Source organism: Amycolatopsis sp. Poz14 (genome assembly GCF_006704225.1).
GTDB lineage: Bacteria > Actinomycetota > Actinomycetes > Mycobacteriales > Pseudonocardiaceae > Amycolatopsis > Amycolatopsis nivea.
The window spans coordinates 4,914,224-4,934,973 of record NZ_JACLHD010000001.1 but is presented as its reverse complement, the minus strand read 5'-3'; the positions used below and the strand labels follow the sequence as shown (position 1 = coordinate 4,934,973).

Sequence of the window (20,750 nt, the reverse complement as noted above, 5' to 3'; positions counted from 1 at the left end):
CTACGAAGCCGAGGTCACCCGGTACACGTCGTACACACCCTCGACCCCGCGCACGACCTTCAGCACGTGCCCGAGGTGCTTCGGATCGCCCATCTCGAACGAGAACCGGCTCACCGCCACGCGGTCCCGCGAGGTCGTCACCGAGGCCGACAGGATGTTCACCTTCTCGTCCGCCAGCACCTTCGTGACGTCCGACAGCAGCCGGTGCCGGTCGAGGGCTTCGACCTGGATCGCCACCAGGAACACCGAGGACGACGACGGCGCCCACTCCACCTCGACCAAGCGCTCGGGCTGGGTCCGCAGGTCGTCCGCGTTCGTGCAGTCGGTCCGGTGCACGCTCACGCCGCCGCCGCGCGTCACGAAGCCGAGGATCTCGTCGCCCGGCACCGGCGTGCAGCAGCGTGCCAGCTTCGCCCAGACGTCGCTCGCGCCCTTCACGATGACGCCCACGTCGTTCGAACCGCGGCGGCGCGTGACCGTGGACGGCGTGGCCCGTTCGGCCAGCTCCTCCTCGGCCTCCTCGACCCCGCCGATCAGCGCGACGAGCCGCTGCACCACGTGCTTCGCGCTCGTGTGGCCCTCGCCGACGGCCGCGTACAGCGACGAAATGTCGCCGTGCCGCAGCTCGGTGGCGACCGAGCCCATCGACTCCGCCGACACGAGCCGCTGGATCGGCAGCCCGACCTTGCGGATCTCCTTGGTGATCGCTTCCTTGCCCGCGTCGATCGCCTCGTCGCGGCGTTCCTTCGCGAACCACTGCCGGATCTTCGCGCGCGCCTTCGGCGAACCGGCGAACTGCAGCCAGTCGCGGCTCGGCCCGGCGCTCTCCGCCTTGGACGTGAAGATCTCGACGACCTCGCCGTTCTCGAGCTTCCGCTCGAGCGCGACCAGCCTGCCGTTCACGCGCGCGCCGATGCAGCGGTGGCCGACCTCGGTGTGCACCGCGTACGCGAAGTCCACCGGCGTCGAATCCGCCGGCAGCGTGATGACGTCGCCCTTCGGCGTGAACACGAAGATCTCGCGCGCGGCCAGTTCGTAGCGCAGCGATTCGAGGAAGTCGCCCGGGTCCGCGGCCTCGCGCTGCCAGTCGAGCAGCTGCCGCATCCACGCGATCTCGTCCAGCTCCATCGCGTTGTTGCTGGCGTGCGTGCCCTTGGTTTCCTTGTACCGCCAGTGCGCGGCGATGCCGTACTCGGCGGTGCGGTGCATGTCGTAGGTGCGGATCTGCACCTCGAGCGGTTTGCCGTCCGGCCCGATCACCGTCGTGTGCAGCGACTGGTAGACGCCGAACCGCGGCTGTGCGATGTAGTCCTTGAACCGGCCGGGGACCGGCTGCCACAGCGCGTGCACCACGCCCATCGCGGCGTAGCAGTCGCGCACGTCCTCGACCAGGATCCGCACGCCGACCAGGTCGTGGATGTCGTCGAGGTCGCGGCCGCGGACGATCATCTTCTGGTGGATCGAGTAGTAGTGCTTCGGCCGTCCCTCGACCTTCGCGGTGATCCGCGACGACACCAGGTTGTTCGTGAGGTCCGCGATCACCTTGCGCAGATAGGTGTCGCGCGACGGCGCGCGGTCGGCGACCAGCCGCACGATCTCGTCGTACTTCTTCGGCTGCAGGATCGCGAACGCGAGGTCTTCCAGCTCCCACTTCACCGTGGCCATGCCGAGCCGGTGCGCCAGCGGGGCGAGCACCTCGAGCGTTTCGCGCGCCTTGCGGGCCTGCTTCTCCGGCGGCAGGAAGCGCATCGTGCGCATGTTGTGCAGCCGGTCGGCGAGCTTGATGACCAGGACGCGCGGGTCCTTCGCCATCGCGATCACCATTTTGCGGATCGTCTCCGCCTCGGCCGAGGTGCCGAGTTTGACCTTGTCCAGCTTCGTGACGCCGTCGACCAGCTCGCCGACCTTGTCGCCGAAATCGGCCTTGAGCTGTTCCAGGGAGTAGCCGGTGTCTTCCACGGTGTCGTGCAGGAGAGCTGCGACGAGCGTGGTGGTGTCCATGCCCAGTTCGGCGAGGATGGTGGCTACCGCGAGGGGGTGGGTGATGTACGGGTCGCCGGATTTGCGGCGTTGTTCGCGGTGGAGTTCTTCGGCTACGTCGTAGGCGCGCTGGAGCTGGCCCAGGTCGGAGTTCGGGTGGAGTTCGCGGTGGATGACCGCCAGGGGCTCGAGGACCTGTTTGACCGGGGCGGCTCGTTGGGCGGTGATCCGCCTGGCCAGGCGGGCGCGGACGCGGCGGGTCGCGGAGGGGTTGGGCGCGGCTCCGTTGGGCCGCCCGGTGTCCGCGGCGGTGGCGCCGTTCCTGGCGGGAGTCGCACCGCCTTTGGCGGGGACGTTGGCGTCGAGCTCTTGGCTCACCCGCACCTCCAGCTGCTTCGTGCGGCCTCGAACCTTCAGGGTAACCGGTTGGTCTTTTGGTCGGGGTGGTGACGGGGTGTTGGGGTGAGTTGTTCGGCTCGTCGCCTGGCGGCGACATCGGCTTTTGGTTGCGTGGGGCACCCCGAAGCTTGATTGTGCTGACGGTTCGGGGGTGCTTGTCAAGGCGGGAAAGATGCCTTGACAAGCACCCCCGAACCGCAGATGAGCTTCGTATCGGGGTGCGCGGGAGGGGCTGGGCGCCTCGCTCGTTGGGTGCACCGGTGCGGTTGGGATGGGGTCGGGGCTAGCGCCCCAATGCGGCGTTCGGTGCGTGGGATGCACCCAATGCCGCATTGGGGCGGCATCCCCGGCAGTGAGGTGGGGCGGGCTGTGAAGGGCTCCTTGAGGGAATCCAAGTCCGTGAAGGGGTCCCTGACGGCCGGGAGGAGGGGCGTGAGGGGAACCCTCAGGGAATCAGGGTCAATGAGGGTGGCCCTCACGGACAAGTCTGCGGGAGGCTAGACGGTGCGGAGGGTGTGCACTGTGCGGCCGTCCAGGGCGGCGCGGCCGTTGAGTGCTGCCAGTTCCAGTACTACTGAAATGCCGGTGAGCGTTGCGCCTGCGTCTTCCAGGAGTTTCGCCGTTGCTGCCACGGTGCCGCCGGTGGCCAGGACGTCGTCCATGACTGCGATGCGTTGGCCTGGTTTTACGACGTTGGCGGGGAGTTCGACGCTGGCGGTGCCGTACTCCAGGGAGTAGTCCACTCGGCCTGCTACCGACGGGAGTTTGCCTGGTTTCCGCACCAGCACCACGCCCATGCCGCGGGAGTAGCCGACTGCTGCGGCCAAGAGAAAGCCGCGGGCCTCGACTCCGGCCACCAGGTCGGTGGCCGGGTCGAGGGTGTTCGCCAGTGCGTCGGCGACGGCGGCGAAGCCGGGGCCGTCGGCGAACAGCGGGCTGAGATCGCGGAACAGGACGCCTGGTTCCGGGAAGTCCGGGACTTCGGCGATCAGGTCCAATGCCTCGTCGAGCTTCATCGGGGTCAGCGCTTCTTCTTCCCCGACGGACGCTGCTTCGGGTGCCGCGCCGGGACGCCGGCCGCGGCGGCCATGGCCTTCTCCTTGCGGAGTTCGGCGGCCAGCTGGTCCTCGTCGGCCGAGTCGAAGTCGTCGTCGGCGGCTTCGCGCTTGGCTGCCTTCGCCCGGCGGGCGGCGACGCGCTCGGCCTGCTGGCGGTACTGCGGGTCGCGCATCTTGAAGTCGACCAGCAGCGGGGTCGCCAGCGCGACCGACGACAGGACGCCCACCAAGGTACCGGTGAGCTGCACCAGCGCCAGGTCCTGCAGCGTGCCCGAGCCGAGCAGGATGTAGCCGACGATCAGCAGGCCCAGGATCGGCAGCAGGGCGATGAACGCGGTGTTGAACGACCGCATCAGGGTCTGGTTCAGCGCCAGGTTCGCCGCCTCCGCGTACGTGCGCCGCGACAGGCCGAGCAGGCCGCGGGTGTTCTCCCGGACCTTGTCGAACACCACCACGGTGTCGTACAGCGAGAACCCGAGGATCGTCAGCAGGCCGATCACCGTCGCGGGCGTGACCTCGAAGCCCACCAGCGAGTACACGCCCGCGGTGACCACGATGTCGTGCAGCAGCGAGATGAGCGCCGCGAACGCCATCCTGGTGTCGAAGTAGATCGCCAGGAAGATCACGACGGCGACCAGGAACACGGCGAGCGCGATCAGGGCCTGGCGCGAGATCTCGTCGCCCCACGACGCGCTCACCGCGCTGTCGCTGATCGCCTGCTCGCTCGACTTGCCGTTGCTGCCGATCGGGCCGAGGTCCTCGAAGATCTGCTTCTTGACCTTCGCGACCTGGTCCGCGGTCAGCGTCTCGGAGCGGGTCTGGATGGTCGACGCGTTGCCGGTGCCGACCGTCTGGGTCTCCGCCGGCGCCTCGCCCAGCGCGGTGTTGAACGACTTGATCACCTGGTCCTGGGTGATCTGGCCGTGCGAACCGTGCGCGGGCAGCTGGATCTGCGTGCCGCCCTCGAACTCGATGCCGACGTTGAAGCCGCGGAAGATCATCGAGCCGATGCACACCAGGAGCAGCAGCGCGAAGAACATGTACCAGCGCTTGCGCGAGCCGACGATGTCGACCGCGCCGGTGCCGACGTAGAGCCGGTGGAAGAAGCTTTCCTTCTTGGCGGGCTGGGCCGCCGTGCTGCCCTGGCCGGTCGGGCCGTCGGGGCTGTCCGAGGTGACGCCCGCGGTTTCGTCGCTCACGTCAGGCCTCCTTCACGTTCGCGCGGCGGCCGGGAGCGGGGCGCGTGGACTTGCGCTGCGCGCCGAGCTTCTGGACGGCGCCGAGGCCGAGATTCCGGGGGTTGGACAGGAACTTCGACTTCGAGGTCGACACCATCGCCACGAGCGGATGCGTGACCAGGTAGACGACCACCAGGTCGAGCACCGTCGACATGCCGAGGGTGAACGCGAAGCCCTGCACGTCGCCGACCGCGATGATGTACAGGATCGCGGCGGCGAGGAAGCTGACCGCGTCCGAGGCCAGGATCGTGCGCCGCGCCCTCGCCCAGCCGCGCGGCACCGCGGACCGGAACGTCCGGCCCTCCCGGATCTCGTCTTTCAGGCGTTCGAAGTAGATGACGAACGAGTCCGCGGTGATGCCGATCGCGATGATCAGGCCGGCGACGCCCGCGAGGTCGAGCGTGTACCCGATCCACCGCCCGAGCAGCACCAGCACCGCGTAGACGAGCAGCCCGGACAGCACCAGCGACCAGATCGTGAGGATGCCGAGCAGCCGGTAGTAGAACAGGCAGTAGACGAACACGACCGCGAGGCCGATCGCGCCGGCGATCAGGCCGGCCTGCAGCGAGGCGTAGCCCAGCGTCGCGGACACCGTGGTGGCGTCGGACGAGTCGAACGACAGCGGCAGCGAACCGTACTTGAGGATGTCCGCCAGGTTCTTCGCGTCGGTCTGGGTGAACTTGCCGGTGATCTGCGTGTTGCCGCCGAGGATGGCGTTCTGCACGGTCGGCGCGGACACCACGTCCGTGTCGAGCACGAACGCCGCCTGCTTGCCGATGTTGGCCGACGTGAAGTCGCCCCAGGTCTTGCCGCCCGCGCTCTTGAAGCTCAGGTCGACGATCCACTGGCCGCGCTGCTGGTCGTAGCCGGAGTTGGCGTTGGCGATCTCGGTGCCGGGGATGATCTCCGGGCCGAGCACGTACTTGGTGGCGTCCTTGTCGCCGCAGGTGACCAGCGGCTGGTTCGGCAGGTCGTTGCCCTCCAGCGGGTCCGCGGCGTTCGGCGCGCAGGTGAGCGAGGCGAGCGCCTTCTGCTGCGCGGCCTGCGCGGCGGCGGCCTCCTGCTGGTTCTTCGGGTCCTTCGGCATCAGGGCGGGAGCCTGGCGCACGGCGCGGGCCTGCTCGATCGGGTTCTTGCCCGCGTCCTGGCCGCCTGCTCCCGAGGCCGGGGCCGACGGCGTCGTGCTCGGCGGCTGCTGCGCCGGGGCGCCTTCCGCTCCCCCGCCGCCGGCGGGCTTGCTCGGCGCGGTCGCCGGGGCGCTCGGGGCGCCGGAGGCGGGAGCCGAGGGCGGCGCGGCCGGGGTGTTCGGGACCGAGGTGATCACCTCGCGGATCCCGAGCTTGGCGGTCCGGCCCAGGTTCTTCGCCTCGTCGCCCTGCTCGCCCGGCACCGTGATCACGATGTTGTTGCCGTCGAGCACCACCTCGGTGCCGCCGACGCCGATCCCGTTGACGCGGGTCTCGATGATCTGGCGCGCCTGGTTCAGCGAGTCGCGGGTGGGCTGGCCGCCGTCGGGCGTGCGCGCGGTGAGCGTGACCCGGGTGCCGCCCTGGAGGTCGATGCCGAGTTTCGGCGTCGCTTTGCCGCTGCCGGTGAAGAACACCAAGGCGTACAGCACGACCACGATCAGGGCGAAGAAGGCGAGATAGCGTCCCGGGCGGAGATGCCCGGCCGATGGTGCCACTGTGCTTCGGTCTCCTCGAACTGGCACGGACTGGATGGACCCCAAGTGGTTCGGGTGCGCGAGCCGGAAGGGGGTCCCCCGGACGCGGCTGGGCGTGAACTATGACGGCGGACACGCACGCAGCACCGAGACAGTACTCGGTGCTGCGTGAGCCCGGCGTTCGCCCGTACCGACTTTCGTAGGCTGTGGGCGGATCACTGCCCGGTGAAGCCCGGAGGCTACTTCTTCCCGTGCTCGAGCGGGGGCGCCACCTGCGCACCGGAGGTCTGCTTCTCCTCGGCGGAGATCGACTCCTGGGCCGGGGCCTCCGAAGACGACGCGGCAGGCGCGGCCGACTCGATGCCCGCGGTCTCGGTCTCGGCCGAGTCCTCGTTCTCCTCGGTCTCGACGACCGGCTCGACCTTCTCGCGCACCGCGAGCCGCAGCCAGGTGGTGACGACGCCCGGCGCGATCTCGATGTCGATCGTGGTCTCGCTGCTCGTGTCGGCGACCGTGCCGTACAGGCCCGACGTGGTCATCACGCGGTCGCCCGGGGCGATGCTGTTCTGCATCTCCTGCTGAGCCGCCTGCTGCTTCTTCTGCTTGCGGGTGCCCATGACGAGCGGCACGGCCACCACGAGCAGCAGCAGCAACGGCAGCAGTAACTGGTTCATGACTCTCCTCGACGGACGCCTTTCTCGGCTGCCCGCGTCCGGTTTCGACGGATGTGCTGTGTTCGAGTGTGCCAGGTACCGGCGGAAACGCCACCACCCGGGCCGCTGTCCGCCCTTGTCAGGCCTGGTCGAACAGCGTCGGACCGCCCGCCTCGGGACGTCCCGCTTCCGGCGGCGGCACGAGCCCGAGGTGGTGCCACGCGGCCGCGGTCGCGACCCGGCCGCGCGGAGTGCGGGCGAGCATACCGGCCCGGACCAGGTAAGGCTCGCACACCTCCTCGACGGTGGTGGCCTCCTCGCCGACGGCGACCGCGAGCGTCGAAATGCCCACCGGTCCCCCACCGAACGAGCGGGTCAGCGCGCCGAGCACAGCCCGGTCCAGCCGGTCCAGGCCCAGTTCGTCGACGTCGTAGACCTTCAGCGCGGCCTGCGCGACCTCGAGGGTCACCTTGCCGTCGGCGCGCACCTCGGCGTAGTCGCGGACCCGGCGCAGCAGCCGGTTGGCGATGCGCGGGGTGCCGCGCGAACGGCCGGCGATCTCGGCGCAGCCGTCGCGGTCGATTTCGATGCCGAGGATGGTCGCGGCGCGGCGGACGACCAGTTCCAGCTCGGCCGCGGAGTAGAACTCCATCTGGCCGGTGAAGCCGAACCGGTCGCGCAGCGGGCCGGTCAGCGATCCGGACCGGGTGGTGGCCCCGACCAGCGTGAACGGCGCGATCTCCAGCGGGATGCTGGTCGCCCCCGGCCCCTTGCCGACGACGACGTCGACCCGGAAGTCCTCCATCGCGAGGTACAGCATCTCCTCGGCGGGCCGGGCGATGCGGTGGATCTCGTCGATGAACAGGACGTCGCCGGGCGCGAGGTTGGACAGCATCGCGGCCAGGTCGCCCGCGCGTTCCAGGGCGGGCCCGGAGGTGATCCGGATGGCCGCGCCCAGTTCGGCGGCGACGATCATCGCCATGCTCGTCTTGCCGAGGCCGGGCGGGCCGGACAGCAGCACGTGGTCGGGCGGGACGTCGCGCCGCCGGGCGCTCTCCAGCACCAGCTCCAGCTGCTCGCGGACGCGTTCCTGGCCGACGAACTCGTCCAGTTTGCGCGGCCGGAGCGAGGTTTCCAGGTCGCGTTCGCCGGTCTGGGCGAGCGCGGACAGGGTTTCGTCGTCCGCCTCGTACCCGCCGGTGTCGAACTCGGTGACTTCGTGGTTCATCGGCGGCTACCGCTTGCGGCCCAGCGCGGCCAGCGCCGCGCGCAGCACCGACGACGTGGTGTGCCCGTCGCCCTCGGACAGCACCTTGTCCACCGCCTGCTCGGCCTGCTTGGCCGGGAAACCGAGCCCGGCCAGTGCTTCGACCACCTCGCCGCGCAGCGCGCCGGGCGCGGTCACCACCGGGGCGTCGGCGGCGCCGCCGAGCGCGGTGACCTTGTCCCGCAGTTCGAGGCTGAGCCGTTCGGCTCCCTTGCGGCCGATGCCGGGGACCTGGGTGAGCACGGTGATGTTGCCTTCGACGAGCGCCGCGCGCAGCTTGTCCGGCTCCAGCACGGCCAGCGTCGCCAGCGCGAGCCGCGGCCCGATCCCGGACACCGTCTGGAGCAGGCCGAACAGCTCGCGCGCGTCCTCCTCGGCGAACCCGAAGAGGGTCAGCGAGTCCTCGCGCACGACCAGCGCGGTGTGCAGCCGCGTCTGCTCGCCGCGGCGCAGCGTGGCCAGCGTCGCCGGGGTGGCCTGCACGGCGAGGCCGACGCCGCCGACCTCGACCACCACGTGGTCGAGCCCGACGGACAGCACTTCGCCGCGTACCGAGGAGATCATCGTCGTGCTCCTGTTTCGTTCTGCTTCGTGGTGGTTCCGGCCGCCTTGGCCGCGGCCGCGAGCCGCGCCTTGTGCGCGCGGACCAGTTCGGCCGCGCGGGCCTCGGCCTCGGCGAGCCGGACCCGCATCGGCTCGCGCCAGAGGTGGCAGATGGCGAGCGCGAGCGCGTCGGCCGCGTCCGCCGGATGCGGTTTGACCTCGAGCCCGAGCAGCCGCATCACCATGGTGGTGACCTGTGCTTTGTCCGCGCGGCCGGACCCGGTGACGGCGGCCTTGACCTCGCTGGGCGTGTGGAAGACGACCGGCAGCCCGCGCCGCGCCGCCGACAGCGCCACGACCCCGCCCGCCTGCGCGGTGCCCATCGCGGTGCGGACGTTGTGCTGCGCGAACACCCGCTCGACGGCAACCGCTTCGGGCCGGTACTTGTCGAGCCAGCGCTCCACCTCGTCGGCGACGCCGAGCAGCCGCTGCGCGAGATCCTGGTCGGCGGGCGTGCGCACGACCCCGACCGCGACCGGGCGCACCGACCGGCCCTTGCCGCCGTCGACCACGCCGAGGCCGCACCTGGTCAGACCGGGGTCGACCCCGAGCACCCGCACCGTTTCTCCTTCGCCCGCGCGAACATTAGTTCGAGATGCAGGCTAACGGTCGCCGAGCGCGGCCCGGCGGACGGACACGCGAAAACGGCGGCCGAGGTGGACGCCGGATCCGCTCCGTGCGCACGATGGGGCCATGCCGGGACCGGAGGACTACGTCAAGCACCTGGGGCTGGAACCGTTGCCGGTGGAGGGCGGCCGGTTCGCGGAAAGCTGGCGCGCCCCCGAAGGTTCGGCGATCTACTACCTGCTCACCGCGCCCGAGATCTCCGCGCCGCACCGGCTCGACCGGGTCGAGGTGTTCGTGCACCACGCCGGTTCGCCAGCGCGGATGCTCCTGCTGCATCCGGACGGCGAGGTGACGCGCCCGGTACTGGGCAGCGACGTGGCCGCCGGGGAGCGCCCGCAGGTGGTGGTGCCCGCGGGGACATGGCAGGCCACGGTGTCGCTGGGCGCGTGGAGCCTGCTGGGCACCGTGGTGGTGCCGCCTTACACCGACGACTGCGTGGAGTTCGCCGATCCGGCGACGCTGGCCGAGCGCTTTCCGGACGCCGCCGACGACCTGGCCGCGCTGGGCTAGCCGGGAGCCGCGGTCAGGGGCCGTCGACGCCGGGGGTCCAGCTCTCCGGGTCGCCGCTTTCGGTGAGCACCGGCTGCCATTCGGCGAAGCCCTCGGGCGCGTCGGCGTGCCACGGGAAGTGCCCGTCCGGCGTCGCGACGATCATCTGCAGCGCCGGGAAGTCGCCGTCCGGGTAGACGAGGAACGCGGACCCGAAGTACTCCGGGTAGTGGCCTTTCGCGACGCGCTCGAAGATCACCGGCGCGCCCTCGAAGAAATCGTCGTAGCGTTTGCCGACCTCGAAGATCTCGCCGTTGGCGGAGCGGTCGACGTACGCGTCGAGCAGCACCGGGGCCATGTGGTCGGGCAGCCCGATCACGACCGCTTCGGGCACGTTGTGCAACGCCCACGCGCACGCGGTGAAGCAGTAGCCGGCCCCTTGGTCGTCGGCGGGCACGGCGATGACCGCGTTGCCCCGTTCCCTTGCCTGGGTCTCGATCCAGGCGATGAGGCTCTGCTCTTGCTCGGTGAGGGCGGAGGTCGTCACGGCGGACATTCTGCCCCACCCGCGCGCCCGAGCCCAGTCCCCGCGCCGGTCATTTTCCGCCTGCGCCAAGGATTTTCGCGGTTTCCGTTGCGCGGCAAGGGAAACCTTGCACGAAAACGGCCGCGCCCCCGGAGTGCCGGGAGCGCGGCCGTGTCGCGTGCGATTGGATCAGTCCACCTCGGCCATGACCTCGACGGAGACGCGGAATCCGGCACAGCGCGTAGACGTTGCCCGTCCCACCGCCGACATCAGTCCACCTCGGCCATGACCTCGACGGAGACGCGGAATCCGGCACAGCGCGTAGACGTTGCCCGTCCCACCGCCGAGATCAGTCCACCTCGGCCATGACCTCGTCGGACACGTCGAAGTTGGCATAGACGTTCTGCACGTCGTCGCAGTCCTCGAGCGCGTCGATCAGCTTGAAGACCTTCTTCGCGCCGTCGACGTCGAGCGGCACGCTCACCGACGGCAGGAAGGTCAGCTCGGCCGATTCGTACTCGAACCCGGCTTCCTGCAGCGCCTTGCGGACCGGGACGAGGTCGGTGCCCTCGGAGACGATCTCGAAGCTCTCGTCGAGGTCGTTGACCTCCTCGGCGCCCGCGTCGAGGACCGCCATGAGGACGTCGTCCTCGGTCGCGTCCGCCTTGGGCATGATCACGACGCCCTTGCGGTTGAACATGTAGGCGACCGAACCCGGGTCGGCGAGCGAGCCGTTGTTGCGCGTGAGCGCGGTGCGGACCTCCATCGCGGCGCGGTTCTTGTTGTCGGTGAGGCACTCGATCAGCACCGCCACGCCGTTCGGGCCGTAGCCCTCGTACGTGATGTTCTGCCAGTCGGCGCCGCCCGCCTCCTCGCCGGCGCCGCGCTTGCGCGCGCGCTCGATGTTGTCCTGCGGGACGGAGTTCTTCTTCGCCTTCTGGATGGCGTCGTAGAGCGTGGGGTTGCCGTCCGGGTCCCCTCCCCCGGTCCCGGTGCGGGCGGCGACCTCGATGTTCTTGATCAGCCGCGCGAAGAGCTTGCCCCGCTTGGCGTCGAGGTTCGCCTTCTTGTGCTTCGTCGTGGCCCACTTGGAGTGGCCGCTCATCTTTCCTCCATCTGTTCCCGCGGCCGCGTGCCTCCCGGCGCGGCCGCCGCAATCCTTGCTCAGGCTTTCCGCACGAGCTCGACGAACAGCCGGTGCACGCGCTCGTCCCGGGTGATCTCCGGGTGGAACGCCGTGGCCACCACCGCCCCCTGCCGGACGGCGACGATCCTATCCGCCCTCGGCCCGTCCGGCGGGTCCTCCGGGTCCGGCACGGTGGCCAGCACCTCGACCCCGGCTCCCGCCTTCTCGACCCACGGGGCCCGGATGAACACCGCGTGCAGCGGCCCGCCGGGCAGCCCGGCGAACGGGAGGTCGGCCTCGAAGGAGTCGACCTGCCTGCCGAACGCGTTGCGGCGCACGACGACGTCGAGCCCGCCGAGCTGCTGCTGGTCCGGGCGCCCGTCGAGCACCTGGCGGGCCAGCAGGATCATCCCGGCGCACGAGCCGAACGCGGGCAGGCCGCCGGCGATCCGCTCGCGCAGCGGTTCGAGCAGCTCGAAGGTCTCGAGCAGCCGCGACATCGTGGTGGACTCCCCGCCCGGCAGCACCAGGCCGTCCACCTTGGACAGCTCGGACGGGCGGCGCACCGGAACCGCGCGCGCCCCCGCGCTCTCCAGCATCGCGACGTGCTCGCGCACGGCGCCTTGCAGGGCGAGCACGCCGACCGCCGGCCGTGCTCCCGTAGCTGTCGCCACCCGACCTCCCGTGAGACGTTCGCATCAGCTTAGGGGGGCCGTCCGGAACGCAACCGGGCAGGTCAGGCGGGCAGCACCGGGGCCGCCGCCCACTCGCGGAGCGCTCCGGCGGCCGCTCCCGGGCCGACGTGAAGTGGACTGCTGAAATCTGTCGCCAGTGGCCACCTCGAAGGTGGTCTCCCCTGGCATCGAGGCAGCCCGTCTCCTGCGGGCCGGCCTCGTCTCCCATGGTAGGCCGTTCCGGAAGCCCCAGGTCAACGCTTCCCGGAGGAAAAGTGACCGAGCCCAAGTGGATCTTTCGGCGTGGAAAGTGGCCTTCCGAGATAGCCGCGCAATGGCCTGCCTCAGCGGTCCACCGTCGTCTTACGCTGGAGGAGAAGACCCATTCAGCTCCCCCGAGAAAGGCCCGCAAGGTGTCGCAGCAGCAGAACGCCGAACCCCAGACCGTCACCGGCACCGCGAAGGTCAAGCGCGGCATGGCGGAGATGCTCAAGGGCGGCGTGATCATGGACGTCGTGACCGCCGACCAGGCCAAGATCGCCGAGGACGCGGGCGCGGTCGCCGTCATGGCGCTGGAGCGCGTCCCCGCGGACATCCGCGCCCAGGGCGGCGTCGCCCGGATGAGCGACCCGGACCTCATCGACGGCATCATCGAAGCGGTGTCGATCCCGGTCATGGCGAAGGCGCGGATCGGGCACTTCGTCGAGGCGCAGGTGCTGCAGTCGCTCGGCGTCGACTACATCGACGAGTCCGAGGTGCTCACCCCCGCCGACTACGCGAACCACATCGACAAGTGGGCGTTCACCGTGCCCTTCGTCTGCGGCGCGACCAACCTCGGCGAAGCGCTCCGCCGCATCACCGAGGGCGCGGCGATGATCCGTTCGAAGGGCGAGGCCGGCACCGGCGACGTCTCGAACGCGACCACGCACATGCGCAAGATCCGCGGCGAGATCCGCCGCCTGCAGTCCCTGCCCGAGGACGAGCTGTTCGTCGCGGCCAAGGAACTGCAGGCGCCGTACGAGCTGGTCCGCGAGGTGGCCGAGGCGGGCAAGCTCCCGGTCGTGCTGTTCACCGCGGGCGGCATCGCCACCCCGGCCGACGCCGCGATGATGATGCAGCTCGGTGCGGAAGGCGTGTTCGTCGGTTCGGGCATCTTCAAGTCCGGCAACCCGGCGCAGCGCGCGGAGGCGATCGTGAAGGCCACGACGTTCCACGACGACCCGGACGTGCTGGCGAAGGTTTCGCGCGGGCTCGGCGAAGCCATGGTCGGAATTAACGTCGAGGACGTGCCGGAGCCGCACCGCCTCGCCGAGCGCGGCTGGTGACGTAGCCGCTCCATCTGAACTGACTGCGCGAGCGGTGAGGGACACCCGTCCCTCACCGCTCGCGCTTTTCTACGTTCTGCCCTTCTACGGCCAAACCAGGCAGCGCTCGTAGCCGCGTTGCCGCTCCGCGACGTTCGGACGCTCACAACAGTCCATCCGTGATGATTGAAGATGATGCAAATCGCTCACTTCACGCAGAAACGATCGTCTACACTGAGGGCCGCGCTCAGTTCACGGACCGAAGGGCCTTCATGTCAGAGCCGTCCTCCCCCGAGTCGTTCTCGACCGAGTCCTCCGAGTCCGATGCGCTTTCCGCGCCGGGTTCCTTTGTTGCCGCCGAACTGGCCTCCCAGCCGCAGATGTGGCGCGCCGCCGCGGACTGCGCCGGGCCCGCCGCCCGAGTGCTGCCGCAGCCTGGCGAGCGGGTGGCCGTCGTCGGATGCGGCACCAGCTGGTTCGTCGCGATGAGCTACGCCGCCATGCGGGAGCAGCGGGGCCTCGGCGTCACCGACGCGTTCGCCGGGTCCGAGTACCCGGCCGGCCGGGAGTACGACCGGGTGGTCGCGATCTCCCGGTCCGGCACCACGACCGAAATCATCGAACTGCTCTCCGCGCTGGCTGGGCAGCCCACCACGCTGATCACCGCGGTGGGCGACGGGCCGGCGGCCTCGGTCGCGGCGGAAGTGGTCGAGCTGCCGTTCGCCGACGAACGTTCGGTGGTGCAGACCCGCTTCGCCACGAGCACGCTCGCGCTGCTGCGCGCTGGCCTCGGCGACGACATCGACGAGCTGGCGCGGCAGGCTGAACGCGCGCTGCTGGAACCGGTCGACGATCTGCTCGACGCCGAACAGGTCACCTTCATCGGGCGCGCGGCCGCGGTCGGCATCAGTTGCGAGGCCGCGCTCAAAACCCGGGAAGCGGCGCAGTTCTGGGCCGAGGCCTATCCCGCGATGGACTACCGGCACGGCCCGATCGCCATCGCGCAGCCCGGCAGGCTCGTGTGGTCGTTCGGCGAGACCCCGGACGGGCTGGCCGCCGAGATCGCCCGCACCGGGGCCCGGTTCGTGCACCACGACCTCGACCCGCTCGCCGGGCTGGTCGTGGCGCAGCGGTTCGCGGTGGCGCTCGCGCGGCGGCGCGGGCTCGATCCCGATCGGCCGCGGTCGCTGACCCGTTCGGTCATCCTCGCCTGATGGCCGTCCTCGGCGTCGACGTCGGCGGCACGACCGTGAAGATGCGCGTGACCGACGGCCGTTCCGTGTCCGCAGAATGGCGCGAACCGACCCCGTTCGGCGACCCCGCGGCGCTCGCCGACCTGGTGGCCCGGGCCGCCGCGCGCTATCCGGTCGAGGCGGTGGGGCTGGTGGTCCCGGGGATCGTGGACGAACGCGCCGGACGGTGCGTGAAGGCGGTCAATCTCGGCTGGGACGACGTCCCGGTCCACGACCTCGTCTCCGCTCGCCTCGACGTCCCGCTCGCGTTCGGGCAGGACGTCCGCGCGGGTGCGCTCGCCGAAGCCCGCACCGGAGCGGCGGCCGGCGACTCGGGACCGGTGCTGTTCGCCCCGGTCGGCACCGGCTTCGCGACCGCGCTGGTGGTGCGCGGCGAGGTGCTCGACGCGGGCCCGTGGGCAGGCGAAGTCGGCCAGATCCGACTGCCCGACGGCCGGCGCGTCGAGGAGGTCGCGTCGGCGTCCGGACTCGCGCGCCGAGCCAGAGCCTCGGACGCGGCCGCTGTCGCCGCACGGGTTCGCGACGGAGACCCGGCGGCGGTCGAGGCGTGGGAGGAGTGCGTCCGCGCGCTCGCGGAGCCGATCGCCTGGGCGACCGCCGTGGCCGGCTGCACGACCGTGGTCGTGGGCGGCGGCCTCGCCGAGGCGGGTGCGCTGCTGCTCGACCCGCTCGCCCGCGAGGTCGCGCATCGGCTCGGGGCGCTGCGCGCGCCTGCGATTGTCCAGGCGCACCACGGGGATCGGGCTGCTGTGGTGGGTGCGACGTTGTTGGCACTGCCATGATCATCGTCGCCACGCCCAACCCCGCGGTCGACATCACCTACCGGGTCGGCGCCCACATCCTCGGCGGCACGAACCGGGTGCTCGACGTGCAGCGGCGCGCTGGCGGCAAAGGCGTGAATGTCGCCCATGTCCTTGCGGCACTGGACATTCCCGTGCACGCAGTGCTCCCGCTCGACGGCGACGCGGGACGCTGGCTCGGCTCGGCGCTGGCGGTTCCGTTCGACGCGATTGCGTGCGAAGCCGAGACCCGGTCGACGGTCACGGTCATCGGCGACGGACATCCCACGGTGTACGCCGAGCCGGGGCCTCAACTGTCCGCCGCCGAATGGGAACGGTTCGCGGCGTTACTCGCCACCCGGCTGCGGGACGCGGAGCTGCTCGTGATTTCCGGTTCCCTGCCCCGGAACGCCGCGCCGGAACTGGTCGGCGACTGGGTTCGGCTGGCCCGGGAAGCCGGGGTCCGGGCACTGGTCGATTCGTCCGGGCCCGCGTTGCTGGCCGCCGCGCGGGCCGGGGCCGATGTTAAGCCGAATCGAGAGGAACTCCTGTCCGCCACCGGTGCCGTCGATGCAGCCTCGGGTGCCGCCGAGTTGTCCAGGCTCGGGGCCGGGCTGGTTGTGGTGTCACGCGGTGAGGACGGCATCGCCGCCTACACCGGGGCCGAGGTCATCTCGGTTCCTGGCGTGCCCGGTGTGCGCGGCAACCCCACCGGTGCCGGGGACGCGGCGACTGCCGGACTGGCCGCGGCGCTCGTGCGCGGGCTGCCACTGGACGAGGCGCTGCGCCAGGCCGCCGCGGCCGGTGCGGCCGCGGTGTTGCGTCCGGTCGCCGGAGAGATCGATCTGTCCGCGTACCGCCGATTCCTGAACGGAGCGTCCGCATGATCACCCGTCCCGCCTTCGCCCGGTTGCTCGCCTCGGCCCAGGACCGGGGCGGCGCGGTGGGCGCGTTCAACGTGATCCTGCTGGAGCACGCCGAGGCCATCGTCTCCGGAGCCGAACAGGCGCGATTGCCGGTGATCCTGCAGATCAGCGAGAACTGCGTGACCTATCACGGCGGGCTGGCCCCGATCACCGCGGCGTCGCTGGAGATCGCGCGCCGGGCGTCGGTGGAGGTGCTCGTGCATCTCGACCACATCGAGGACACCGGACTGGTCCGCGAAGGCATCGAACTGGGCGTGCACAGCGTGATGTACGACGGTTCGCGACTGTCCTATGCGGACAATGTGCGCAGCACCCGCGAGGTGGCGGACCTCTGCCACGCGGCGGGAGTCGCGGTGGAAGCCGAACTGGGCGAGGTCGGCGGCAAGGACGGCGTGCACGCGCCGGGCGCCCGCACTGATCCGGACGAGGCGGCGGAGTTCGTCGCCGCCACCGGGGTCGACGCGCTGGCCGTGGCGGTCGGCACGTCGCACGCGATGCTGTCGCGCACCGCCTCGGTCGACCGCGGACTGGTGACGCGGCTGCGGGACGCCGTCCCGGTTCCCTTGGTGCTGCACGGCTCCTCCGGGCTTTCCGACGACGAACTGCGCGGCGCGGTGGCTGCCGGGATGGCGAAAATCAACATCTCGACGCACCTCAACGGGCTGTTCACCGGCGCGGTCCGGCAGTTCCTGGACGAACAGCCCGAGGCGGTCGACCCGCGCAAGTACGTACGGCTCGGCCGTTCCGCGGTGGCGGCGGAGACGGCGCGGCTGCTCCGGTTGCTGGCCGGGTAAGGAAACCGGGAGGTTCGGGCCAGGCTGACGCGGTGCCGGAAAGCGGCACCGCGCGGATCTGCCTGCCGCCCACCAGATCCGGCTTGGCGGGCACCCCCGGACCTCGATACCGACGGAAGTCTGCTCCACCGCTTCGGCCGGTGACTTTCGTTGCCTGAGTGCGCTATACAGAAGCGCCATGTGCATTTTAATGCGCAAGAGAGGTATGCAATGAGCATATTTATGCAATCCCTGCGATGTCTGGGCTCAGCGCTGGTTCTGCTGGCCGTCGCGACCCCCTCCTCCGCCCACGCCGCCACCGCCCCCGCCGGGCGGCTCGGCGACCTGACCGGCGTCTCCGCCGACGGCCCGGTGACCACCCTGACCGCGGGCGCCGCGGCCGTCCGGGTCAGCTTCCCCTCGGCGGCTGCCGTCCGGGTCTGGCTCGCGCCGGACGGGACCTTCACCGATCCGGCGGGCAGCAAGATCGTGCTGCCGAACGGCAAGGCCCCCGTGCCGCCGAAGCGCACCGACCGCGGCGCCTACTGGGCCATCGGCACCGGCAAGGCCACGCTCCGCGCCTACAAGCACCCGTTGAAGTTCGCCCTCTACGACGGCGCGGACCGCAAGCAGCTCTGGGCCGAGTCCGCGCCGCTGTCCTGGACCGGGGACACCACCACGCAGACGCTCGCCCGCGGCGCCGCCGAACAGTACGTCGGCGGCGGGGAGCAGAACGGCCGGTTCAGCCACCGCGACCAGACCATCAAGATTTTCGCCGACGACAACTGGAACGACGGCGGCGCGCCCAACTCCCAGCCGTTCTACGCCTCGACGACCGGGTACGGCGTGCTGCGCAACACCTTCTCCCCCGGCAGCTACTCGTTCGCCGATCCGGTCCGCACGACCCACGACGAGCGCCGCTTCGACGCCACCTACGTCGTCGGCGACGGGCTCAAGGACGTCATCTCCGGCTACACCGACCTGGTCGGCAAACCGTTCCTCCCACCCATCTACGGCCTGGAGACCGGCGATTCCGACTGCTACCTGCACAACGCGAACCGCGGCGAACGGCACACCCTCGACGCGGTGCAGGTCGCCGAGGGCTATCCCGAACACGGCATGCCCAACGGCTGGATGCTGGTCAACGACGGCTACGGCTGCGGATACGAAAACCTCCAGCAGACCGGCGAAGGCTTGCGGGACAACAAGATGCAGCTCGGCCTCTGGACCGAGAACGGCGTGCCCAACCAGGCCGAGGAGGTCAAGGCCGGAGTCCGCGTGCGCAAACTGGACGTCGCCTGGGTCGGCCCCGGGTACCAGTTCGCCCTCGACGCCTGCGACACCGCGCACAAGGGCATCGAGGACAACAGCGACGCGCGCGGGTTCGTCTGGCAGCCGGTGAGCTGGGCGGGCGCGCAACGATGCGGCGTGCTCTGGAGCGGAGACCAGTCCGGCTCCTACGACTACATCAAGTGGCAGATCCCGACTTACGCCGGTTCGACGCTGTCCGGCATCGCCTACAACACCGGCGACATCGACGGCATCTTCGGCGGCAGCCCGCAGACCTACGTCCGCGACCTGCAGTGGAAGTCCTTCCTCCCGGTCGCGATGACCATGGACGGCTGGGCGAAGTCGGACAAGCAGCCCTGGCGCCAGGGCGAGCCGTTCACCTCGATCAACCGCAAGTACCTGCTGCTCAAGGAACGGCTGCTGCCCTATACCTACAGCTACTCGGTGCAGGCGCACCAGACCGGCGTCGGCCAGGTCCGGCCGCTGGCCCTGGAGTATCCCGACGACCCGAACGCCTGGACCGACAAGGCGAAGTACGAATTCCTGTCCGGCACGGACTTCCTGGTCGCCCCGGTCTACGACAGTTCGTCCGTGCGCAACGGCATCTACCTGCCCAAGGGCACCTGGACGGACTACTGGAGCGGCAAGACCTACACCGGCCCGACCACTGTGGACGGTTACGACGCGCCGCTGGACAAGCTGCCGCTGTTCGTCCGCGGCGGCGCTGTCGTGCCGATGTGGGCGGAGGGCACGACGTCCTGGCAGACCCGCGACAAGAGCCGGCTGGACGTCGACGTGTACCCGCAGGGCAAGAGCAGCTTCACCCTCACCGAGGACGACGGCGTCACGCGCGGCTACCAGCGCGGCGAGCAGGCCCGGCAGACGTTCACGGTAGACGCGCCGGAATCCGGCCCGGGCACGGTGACCGTCGGGATCGGCGCGAGCGCCGGGTCCTATCCCGGCAAACCGGCGGCGCGGAACTACCAGCTGTCCGTCCACACGGGAACGAAGCCGGCGGCGGTACTAGGCGGCCACGGCATGCTGCGGCAGTACGCCAGCAAGGCGGAGCTGGACCAAGCCCCGTCCGGCTGGTGGTACGACCCGTCCGCGCGCGGCGTGGTGCGGGTGAAGACCGGCTCGGTCGATTCCGGTGCCGCTCAGGACATCCGGTTGCTCGGGGCAAGCGCGGTCGGCGGGTTCTTCCCCGCCGACGACAACGCCTCAGTGCGGCTTTCCGCTCCCGCGACGGCCGCTCCGGGCCAGGCCGTGTCGGCCACCGCCAGCTTCACCAACAGCACCCCACTGCCGGTGCGTGACGTGGCATTGTCCGTGCAGGCCAACGGTTTCCACGCGGAGGCATCGAAGGCTCCGGCGCTCGTGTGGCCGGGTCAGACGGTGCAGGTGCCGGTGCGGCTCACCCCGGACGCGGGTCTGCGTCCGGCGGACTATGAGCTGACCGCCACCGCGAAGTACCAGGCCCGGCTGAGCACGCACGAAGCGACCGGGTCAGCGATGGTCACGGTGCCGTACGCGACGGTGGCCGCGGCGTACGGGAACGTCGGGGTCACTGACGCGGCACACGCCGCGAACGGCGACCTCGACGGCAGCGGCAGCAGCTTCCGCGCGGAGGGCCTCGCCGAAGCGGGCTTGAAACCGGGAGCGCAGTTCACCGCGGACGGCGCTCAGGCGACCTGGCCCAACGCCGGGACCGGGAAGCCGGACAACGTCGTCGCTGGCGGCCAGACCGTCGCCGTGCAGGGCAGCGGCGCCAAGCTGGTCCTGACCGGCACTGGGACCGGGTCCGCGGCGAAGGGGCAGGTCGTCGTCCGGTACGCCGACGGCAGCACGAGCCAGGCCGAACTCGGCTTCCCGAACTGGTGCTGCGCCGACCCGGCCCAGTACGGCGCGACCACGGTCGCCTCGGTGCAGGGCAAGAACACGAAGTCCGGTCCGGCCTATCCGACGGTGGCCTACCGGGTGTTCGCGAATTCCGTCCCGCTCGACCCGGGCAAACGGGCCGTCGCGGTCACCCTGCCGTCGAACTCGGCGCTGCACGTTTTCACTGTCGCGATCGCCTGACCGTCCGTGAAGGGCTCCTTGCGGGAATCAGATTCCTTCAAGG

Annotated in this window: 18 protein-coding genes; 7 read left to right on the top strand and 11 right to left on the bottom strand. The window is 70.6% G+C overall.

Annotated elements, in window-relative coordinates:
• From FKO37_RS23395 to ruvC, 8 genes are all read right to left on the bottom strand, one after another.
• Complete coding sequence (locus tag FKO37_RS23395; RefSeq protein ID WP_134661805.1) at positions 1 to 2,358, bottom strand: bifunctional (p)ppGpp synthetase/guanosine-3',5'-bis(diphosphate) 3'-pyrophosphohydrolase; 2,358 nt, start codon at positions 2,356 to 2,358, stop codon at positions 1 to 3.
• A 518-nt stretch (positions 2,359 to 2,876) separates the two neighbouring features.
• On the bottom strand, positions 2,877 to 3,395 hold the full coding sequence (locus FKO37_RS23390) for an adenine phosphoribosyltransferase (protein ID WP_238605755.1): 519 nt from the start codon (positions 3,393 to 3,395) through the stop codon (positions 2,877 to 2,879).
• Positions 3,396 to 3,400: 5 nt separating this feature from the next.
• Complete coding sequence (gene secF / locus FKO37_RS23385; RefSeq protein WP_238605754.1) at positions 3,401 to 4,636, bottom strand: protein translocase subunit SecF; 1,236 nt, start codon at positions 4,634 to 4,636, stop codon at positions 3,401 to 3,403.
• Position 4,637: 1 nt separating this feature from the next.
• Positions 4,638 to 6,359 (bottom strand): protein translocase subunit SecD, encoded by a 1,722-nt coding sequence (gene secD, locus FKO37_RS23380; RefSeq protein ID WP_238605753.1) that lies wholly within the window; start codon positions 6,357 to 6,359, stop codon positions 4,638 to 4,640.
• 218 nt (positions 6,360 to 6,577) lie between these two features.
• The gene (yajC, locus tag FKO37_RS23375; RefSeq protein ID WP_167756704.1) at positions 6,578 to 7,012 is read right to left on the bottom strand and encodes a preprotein translocase subunit YajC; all 435 of its coding nucleotides are present in this window, start codon (positions 7,010 to 7,012) and stop codon (positions 6,578 to 6,580) included.
• Between the two features lie 118 nt (positions 7,013 to 7,130).
• Positions 7,131 to 8,219 (bottom strand): Holliday junction branch migration DNA helicase RuvB, encoded by a 1,089-nt coding sequence (gene ruvB, locus FKO37_RS23370; protein ID WP_051728840.1) that lies wholly within the window; start codon positions 8,217 to 8,219, stop codon positions 7,131 to 7,133.
• 6 nt (positions 8,220 to 8,225) lie between these two features.
• Positions 8,226 to 8,822, bottom strand: a complete 597-nt coding sequence (gene ruvA, locus FKO37_RS23365; RefSeq protein WP_037811291.1) for a Holliday junction branch migration protein RuvA — start codon at positions 8,820 to 8,822, stop codon at positions 8,226 to 8,228.
• Complete coding sequence (gene ruvC / locus FKO37_RS23360) at positions 8,819 to 9,421, bottom strand: crossover junction endodeoxyribonuclease RuvC (protein WP_037811289.1); 603 nt, start codon at positions 9,419 to 9,421, stop codon at positions 8,819 to 8,821. Before ruvC ends, ruvA begins: the two co-directional genes overlap by 4 nt.
• A gap of 133 nt (positions 9,422 to 9,554) precedes the next feature.
• Between ruvC and FKO37_RS23355 the strand changes: the two genes are divergently transcribed.
• Complete coding sequence (locus FKO37_RS23355; RefSeq protein WP_134661809.1) at positions 9,555 to 9,998, top strand: cupin domain-containing protein; 444 nt, start codon at positions 9,555 to 9,557, stop codon at positions 9,996 to 9,998.
• A 13-nt stretch (positions 9,999 to 10,011) separates the two neighbouring features.
• On the opposite strand, the gene FKO37_RS23350 is transcribed toward FKO37_RS23355, so the two are convergent.
• The 3 genes from FKO37_RS23350 to pdxT form a co-directional block, all read right to left on the bottom strand.
• Entirely contained in the window at positions 10,012 to 10,533 is a 522-nt protein-coding gene (locus FKO37_RS23350) for a DUF4262 domain-containing protein (protein ID WP_037811286.1), read from the bottom strand.
• A 319-nt stretch (positions 10,534 to 10,852) separates the two neighbouring features.
• A complete protein-coding gene (locus FKO37_RS23345; RefSeq protein ID WP_037811285.1) occupies positions 10,853 to 11,608 on the bottom strand; it encodes a YebC/PmpR family DNA-binding transcriptional regulator in 756 nt (251 codons plus the stop codon).
• 59 nt (positions 11,609 to 11,667) lie between these two features.
• The gene (pdxT, locus tag FKO37_RS23340; RefSeq protein ID WP_308196543.1) at positions 11,668 to 12,303 is read right to left on the bottom strand and encodes a pyridoxal 5'-phosphate synthase glutaminase subunit PdxT; all 636 of its coding nucleotides are present in this window, start codon (positions 12,301 to 12,303) and stop codon (positions 11,668 to 11,670) included.
• A 413-nt stretch (positions 12,304 to 12,716) separates the two neighbouring features.
• Here pdxT and pdxS point away from each other — a divergent pair, with 413 nt between their 5' ends.
• From pdxS to FKO37_RS23310, 6 genes are all read left to right on the top strand, one after another.
• On the top strand, positions 12,717 to 13,628 hold the full coding sequence (gene pdxS, locus FKO37_RS23335; RefSeq protein ID WP_037811282.1) for a pyridoxal 5'-phosphate synthase lyase subunit PdxS: 912 nt from the start codon (positions 12,717 to 12,719) through the stop codon (positions 13,626 to 13,628).
• A 359-nt stretch (positions 13,629 to 13,987) separates the two neighbouring features.
• Positions 13,988 to 14,821 (top strand): SIS domain-containing protein, encoded by an 834-nt coding sequence (locus tag FKO37_RS23330; protein WP_238608326.1) that lies wholly within the window; start codon positions 13,988 to 13,990, stop codon positions 14,819 to 14,821.
• Positions 14,821 to 15,642 (top strand): ROK family protein, encoded by an 822-nt coding sequence (locus FKO37_RS23325; RefSeq protein ID WP_238605752.1) that lies wholly within the window; start codon positions 14,821 to 14,823, stop codon positions 15,640 to 15,642. Before FKO37_RS23330 ends, FKO37_RS23325 begins: the two co-directional genes overlap by 1 nt.
• On the top strand, positions 15,639 to 16,526 hold the full coding sequence (locus tag FKO37_RS23320) for a 1-phosphofructokinase family hexose kinase (protein ID WP_134727312.1): 888 nt from the start codon (positions 15,639 to 15,641) through the stop codon (positions 16,524 to 16,526). The genes FKO37_RS23325 and FKO37_RS23320 overlap by 4 nt, the downstream gene beginning before the upstream one ends.
• Complete coding sequence (locus FKO37_RS23315) at positions 16,523 to 17,359, top strand: class II fructose-bisphosphate aldolase (protein WP_238605751.1); 837 nt, start codon at positions 16,523 to 16,525, stop codon at positions 17,357 to 17,359. Before FKO37_RS23320 ends, FKO37_RS23315 begins: the two co-directional genes overlap by 4 nt.
• A gap of 222 nt (positions 17,360 to 17,581) precedes the next feature.
• Positions 17,582 to 20,707 carry a TIM-barrel domain-containing protein gene (locus tag FKO37_RS23310; protein WP_238605750.1) on the top strand — a complete coding sequence of 1,042 codons (3,126 nt, stop codon included), beginning with the start codon at positions 17,582 to 17,584 and terminating at the stop codon, positions 20,705 to 20,707.
• Positions 20,708 to 20,750 lie beyond the last annotated feature (43 nt).

Coding starts and splice junctions, on each gene's coding strand:
- FKO37_RS23390 (WP_238605755.1), bottom strand. CDS start 3,395: ATGAAGCTCGACGAGGCATTGGACCTGATCGCCGAAGTCCCGGACTTC.
- yajC (WP_167756704.1), bottom strand. CDS start 7,012: ATGAACCAGTTACTGCTGCCGTTGCTGCTGCTGCTCGTGGTGGCCGTG.
- ruvB (WP_051728840.1), bottom strand. CDS start 8,219: ATGAACCACGAAGTCACCGAGTTCGACACCGGCGGGTACGAGGCGGAC.
- ruvA (WP_037811291.1), bottom strand. CDS start 8,822: ATGATCTCCTCGGTACGCGGCGAAGTGCTGTCCGTCGGGCTCGACCAC.
- FKO37_RS23355 (WP_134661809.1), top strand. CDS start 9,555: ATGCCGGGACCGGAGGACTACGTCAAGCACCTGGGGCTGGAACCGTTG.
- FKO37_RS23350 (WP_037811286.1), bottom strand. CDS start 10,533: ATGTCCGCCGTGACGACCTCCGCCCTCACCGAGCAAGAGCAGAGCCTC.
- FKO37_RS23345 (WP_037811285.1), bottom strand. CDS start 11,608: ATGAGCGGCCACTCCAAGTGGGCCACGACGAAGCACAAGAAGGCGAAC.
- FKO37_RS23330 (WP_238608326.1), top strand. CDS start 13,988: ATGTGGCGCGCCGCCGCGGACTGCGCCGGGCCCGCCGCCCGAGTGCTG.
- FKO37_RS23325 (WP_238605752.1), top strand. CDS start 14,821: ATGGCCGTCCTCGGCGTCGACGTCGGCGGCACGACCGTGAAGATGCGC.
- FKO37_RS23320 (WP_134727312.1), top strand. CDS start 15,639: ATGATCATCGTCGCCACGCCCAACCCCGCGGTCGACATCACCTACCGG.
- FKO37_RS23315 (WP_238605751.1), top strand. CDS start 16,523: ATGATCACCCGTCCCGCCTTCGCCCGGTTGCTCGCCTCGGCCCAGGAC.
- FKO37_RS23310 (WP_238605750.1), top strand. CDS start 17,582: ATGCAATCCCTGCGATGTCTGGGCTCAGCGCTGGTTCTGCTGGCCGTC.